Origin of the sequence: Arthrobacter sp. AK01, from assembly GCF_021109375.1 — a bacterium.
Classification (GTDB): domain Bacteria; phylum Actinomycetota; class Actinomycetes; order Actinomycetales; family Micrococcaceae; genus Arthrobacter.
Genome location: NZ_JAJOHP010000127.1, coordinates 1 through 5685 on the forward strand (window position 1 = coordinate 1; position 5685 = coordinate 5685).

The window sequence follows — 5685 nt, forward strand, 5'->3', positions numbered from 1 at the left end:
TGTGTCTGTTGTTTGAGAACTCAATAGTGTGCCAAGTTTGTTGATACCGATTGTTTTATTGATTGGTTGAAATTTATGCCAGTTCTGTCATGCACCCCCGTGTGTGGTGGGCTGGTTTTCAGCTGGTTTCGAATTTTGTGCAGCCGTGTTCGCCGTTATTTCCGGTGGGTGTGGTTGTGTCTGTTTGATTTGTTTTACTTCAACGGAGAGTTTGATCCTGGCTCAGGATGAACGCTGGCGGCGTGCTTAACACATGCAAGTCGAACGATGATCCCAGCTTGCTGGGGGATTAGTGGCGAACGGGTGAGTAACACGTGAGTAACCTGCCCTTGACTCTGGGATAAGCCTGGGAAACTGGGTCTAATACCGGATATGACTCCTCATCGCATGGTGGGGGGTGGAAAGCTTTTGTGGTTTTGGATGGACTCGCGGCCTATCAGCTTGTTGGTGGGGTAATGGCCTACCAAGGCGACGACGGGTAGCCGGCCTGAGAGGGTGACCGGCCACACTGGGACTGAGACACGGCCCAGACTCCTACGGGAGGCAGCAGTGGGGAATATTGCACAATGGGCGCAAGCCTGATGCAGCGACGCCGCGTGAGGGATGACGGCCTTCGGGTTGTAAACCTCTTTCAGTAGGGAAGAAGCGAAAGTGACGGTACCTGCAGAAGAAGCGCCGGCTAACTACGTGCCAGCAGCCGCGGTAATACGTAGGGCGCAAGCGTTATCCGGAATTATTGGGCGTAAAGAGCTCGTAGGCGGTTTGTCGCGTCTGCTGTGAAAGACCGGGGCTCAACTCCGGTTCTGCAGTGGGTACGGGCAGACTAGAGTGATGTAGGGGAGACTGGAATTCCTGGTGTAGCGGTGAAATGCGCAGATATCAGGAGGAACACCGATGGCGAAGGCAGGTCTCTGGGCATTAACTGACGCTGAGGAGCGAAAGCATGGGGAGCGAACAGGATTAGATACCCTGGTAGTCCATGCCGTAAACGTTGGGCACTAGGTGTGGGGGACATTCCACGTTTTCCGCGCCGTAGCTAACGCATTAAGTGCCCCGCCTGGGGAGTACGGCCGCAAGGCTAAAACTCAAAGGAATTGACGGGGGCCCGCACAAGCGGCGGAGCATGCGGATTAATTCGATGCAACGCGAAGAACCTTACCAAGGCTTGACATGAACCGGTAATACCTGGAAACAGGTGCCCCGCTTGCGGTCGGTTTACAGGTGGTGCATGGTTGTCGTCAGCTCGTGTCGTGAGATGTTGGGTTAAGTCCCGCAACGAGCGCAACCCTCGTTCTATGTTGCCAGCGCGTTATGGCGGGGACTCATAGGAGACTGCCGGGGTCAACTCGGAGGAAGGTGGGGACGACGTCAAATCATCATGCCCCTTATGTCTTGGGCTTCACGCATGCTACAATGGCCGGTACAAAGGGTTGCGATACTGTGAGGTGGAGCTAATCCCAAAAAGCCGGTCTCAGTTCGGATTGGGGTCTGCAACTCGACCCCATGAAGTCGGAGTCGCTAGTAATCGCAGATCAGCAACGCTGCGGTGAATACGTTCCCGGGCCTTGTACACACCGCCCGTCAAGTCACGAAAGTTGGTAACACCCGAAGCCGGTGGCCTAACCCTTGTGGGGGGAGCCGTCGAAGGTGGGACCGGCGATTGGGACTAAGTCGTAACAAGGTAGCCGTACCGGAAGGTGCGGCTGGATCACCTCCTTTCTAAGGAGCTGCTAGCAACTGGTTGCTGCGCCTGCATGGGTGTGGTGGTGGTTGTCAGTGTTGCCCATTGCGCAGGCGTCTGTTCTGCGGTGGGTGCTCATGGGTGGAATATCAACGAATCAAACTTGTTTGGCATGGCCTTTACCGGTTGTGTCCTGGTGCCAGTACGGCGACCTGTGCCTCTTTGGGGTGTGGTGTTGTTTGGAACGTGGCCGGGGCGTGCGGTTTGTGGGGGTTGTGTTTGGCGCACTGTTGGGTCCTGAGGCAACAGGACCTTTTTGCAGCAATGCAGGGGGGCACTTCTGGTGTTTCTTTTGTTCCTGCTTCCGGTACTGCTGGTCACTGTTTTCAGCCCTGTGTGGGTTGTGGTGGGTGGTGGTCTGGTTGATGGGGTTGTTGTTTGAGAACTACATAGTGGACGCGAGCATCTAGAGCACGCACGTGGCTGATCCTTTTGGGGGTTGGTGTGTGTGTTCTTACAGCAATTTCTTATGAATGAACCTGGCCCTTGTGGTCGTGGTTCTCTCGAGTAAGTTTTTGATCTTTGTGTGGTCAAGTTTTTAAGGGCACACGGTGGATGCCTTGGCATTAGGAGCCGAAGAAGGACGTAGGAATCTGCGATAAGCCTGGGGGAGTTGATAACCGAGCGTTGATCCCAGGATGTCCGAATGGGGAAACCCCGCACAACGCTGTCATGGTGATTGTGTGACCCGCATCTGAACACATAGGGTGCGTGGGGGGAACGCGGGGAAGTGAAACATCTCAGTACCCGCAGGAAGAGAAAACAAGAGTGATTCCGTTAGTAGTGGCGAGCGAACGCGGATGAGGCTAAACCGTTCCATGTGTGATAGCCGGCGGGCGTTGCATGGGCGGGGTTGTGGGACTTTCCGTTTTGGTTCTGCCGGACCAATGGGGTGAGAGCATGAGCATAGGTGAACGGTCTTGAAAGGCCGGCCAGAGAGGGTGTGAGCCCCGTAACCGTAATGTTGTGTGCCGCCTGGAGAGGATCCCAAGTAGCACGGGGCCCGAGAAATCCCGTGCGAATCTGTCAGGACCACCTGATAAGCCTAAATACTTCCTAATGACCGATAGCGGACCAGTACCGTGAGGGAAAGGTGAAAAGTACCCCGGGAGGGGAGTGAAACAGTACCTGAAACCGTGTGCTTACAATCCGTCGGAGCCAGTCTGATTCTGGTGACGGCGTGCCTTTTGAAGAATGAGCCTGCGAGTTAGTGTTACGTCGCGAGGTTAACCCGTGTGGGGTAGCCGTAGCGAAAGCGAGTCTGAATAGGGCGAGTGTAGTGGCGTGATCTAGACCCGAAGCGGAGTGATCTACCCATGGCCAGGTTGAAGCGACGGTAAGACGTCGTGGAGGACCGAACCCACTTCAGTTGAAAATGGAGGGGATGAGCTGTGGGTAGGGGTGAAAGGCCAATCAAACTCCGTGATAGCTGGTTCTCCCCGAAATGCATTTAGGTGCAGCGTTGCGTGTTTCTTGCCGGAGGTAGAGCTACTGGATGGCCGATGGGCCCTACAAGGTTACTGACGTCAGCCAAACTCCGAATGCCGGTAAGTGAGAGCGCAGCAGTGAGACTGTGGGGGATAAGCTTCATAGTCGAGAGGGAAACAGCCCAGACCACCAACTAAGGCCCCTAAGCGTGTGCTAAGTGGGAAAGGATGTGGAGTTGCGAAGACAACCAGGAGGTTGGCTTAGAAGCAGCCATCCTTGAAAGAGTGCGTAATAGCTCACTGGTCAAGTGATTCCGCGCCGACAATGTAGCGGGGCTCAAGTACACCGCCGAAGTTGTGGATTTCACACATTGCCCTAGCCTTCGTGGTTCAGGGGTGTGGAGTGGTAGGGGAGCGTCGTGTGGGCAGTGAAGTCGCGGTGGAAACCAGCGGTGGAGCCTACACGAGTGAGAATGCAGGCATGAGTAGCGAAAGACGGGTGAGAAACCCGTCCGCCGAATGATCAAGGGTTCCAGGGTCAAGCTAATCTGCCCTGGGTAAGTCGGGACCTAAGGCGAGGCCGACAGGCGTAGTCGATGGACAACGGGTTGATATTCCCGTACCGGCGAAAAACCGCCCATGCCAAGCGGGGGATACTAACCGCCCGGAGCCTGCCCGCTCACCCTTGTGGTGTTGTGGGTTTTGGCCGAGCGCGGGACCTGATCCCGGGAGGTAAGCGTATTAACAGGTGTGACGCAGGAAGGTAGCCGGGCCGGGCGATGGTTGCCCCGGTCTAAGGATGTAGGGTCAGGGATAGGCAAATCCGTTCCTGTGTGTTTCGAGCACAATCCTGAGATCTGATGGGACTCCCGTTTGGGGGGATCCGGTGATCCTATGCTGCCAAGAAAAGCATCGACGCGAGGTTTTAGCCGCCCGTACCCCAAACCGACACAGGTGATCAGGTAGAGAATACCAAGGCGATCGAGAGAATTATGGTTAAGGAACTCGGCAAAATGCCCCCGTAACTTCGGGAGAAGGGGGGCCTGCCCCGTGATGGAGACTTGCTCTCCGTGAGCGGGTGTGGGCCGCAGAGACCAGGGGGAAGCGACTGTTTACTAAAAACACAGGTCCGTGCGAAGTCGCAAGACGATGTATACGGACTGACTCCTGCCCGGTGCTGGAAGGTTAAGAGGACCGGTTAGCCACTTGTGGCGAAGCTGAGAATTTAAGCCCCAGTAAACGGCGGTGGTAACTATAACCATCCTAAGGTAGCGAAATTCCTTGTCGGGTAAGTTCCGACCTGCACGAATGGAGTAACGACTTCCCCGCTGTCTCAACCATAAACTCGGCGAAATTGCAGTACGAGTAAAGATGCTCGTTACGCGCAGCAGGACGGAAAGACCCCGAGACCTTTACTATAGTTTGGTATTGGTGTTCGGAGTGGCTTGTGTAGGATAGGTGGGAGACGTTGAAACCTGGACGCCAGTTCGGGTGGAGTCATCGTTGAAATACCACTCTGGTCACTTTGGACATCTAACTTCGGCCCGTGATCCGGGTCAGGGACAGTGCCTGATGGGTAGTTTAACTGGGGCGGTTGCCTCCTAAAAAGTAACGGAGGCGCCCAAAGGTTCCCTCAGCCTGGTTGGCAATCAGGTGTCGAGTGTAAGTGCACAAGGGAGCTTGACTGTGAGAGAGACATCTCAAGCAGGGACGAAAGTCGGGACTAGTGATCCGGCGGTACATTGTGGAATGGCCGTCGCTCAACGGATAAAAGGTACCTCGGGGATAACAGGCTGATCTTGCCCAAGAGTCCATATCGACGGCATGGTTTGGCACCTCGATGTCGGCTCGTCGCATCCTGGGGCTGGAGTAGGTCCCAAGGGTTGGGCTGTTCGCCCATTAAAGCGGTACGCGAGCTGGGTTTAGAACGTCGTGAGACAGTTCGGTCCCTATCCGCTGCGCGCGCAGGAAATTTGAGAAGGGCTGTCCTTAGTACGAGAGGACCGGGACGGACGAACCTCTGGTGTGTCAGTTGTACTGCCAAGTGCATCGCTGATTAGCTACGTTCGGATGGGATAACCGCTGAAAGCATCTAAGCGGGAAGCTCGCTTCAAGATGAGATTTCCATACACATTATGTGTGAGAGGCCCCCAGCCAGACCACTGGGTTGATAGGCCGGATGTGGAAGCGAGGACTAAAGACTCGTGAAGCTGACCGGTACTAATAGGCCAACAACTTACACCACACAACACACTGCACGCGTCCACTATGTGGTTCCCGAACAACAACCCGCTTGTTCCAGGAACAAAAACACAACAAAATAACAACACCACAGTTGTAACCACACTTCCCACCCACCCCACCACCGGGGTGCGGACGGGTAACAAAGTTACGGCGGTCATAGCGTGGGGGAAACGCCCGGTCCCATTCCGAACCCGGAAGCTAAGACCCACAGCGCCGATGGTACTGCACCCGGGAGGGTGTGGGAGAGTAGGACACCGCCGGACAACCATTAAG

The 5685-nt window shown here is 55.3% G+C and carries 3 rRNA genes; all 3 read left to right on the top strand.

Annotation, left to right across the window (positions count from 1 at the left end):
- Positions 1-199: 199 nt before the first annotated feature.
- A 16S ribosomal RNA gene (locus tag LN996_RS23215) occupies positions 200-1719 on the top strand.
- A 550-nt stretch (positions 1720-2269) separates the two neighbouring features.
- Positions 2270-5413 (top strand): 23S ribosomal RNA (locus LN996_RS23220).
- Positions 5414-5558: 145 nt separating this feature from the next.
- Positions 5559-5675: ribosomal RNA gene (rrf, locus tag LN996_RS23225) — 5S ribosomal RNA — on the top strand.
- Together the 16S, 23S and 5S rRNA genes form the textbook arrangement of a ribosomal RNA operon.
- Positions 5676-5685 lie beyond the last annotated feature (10 nt).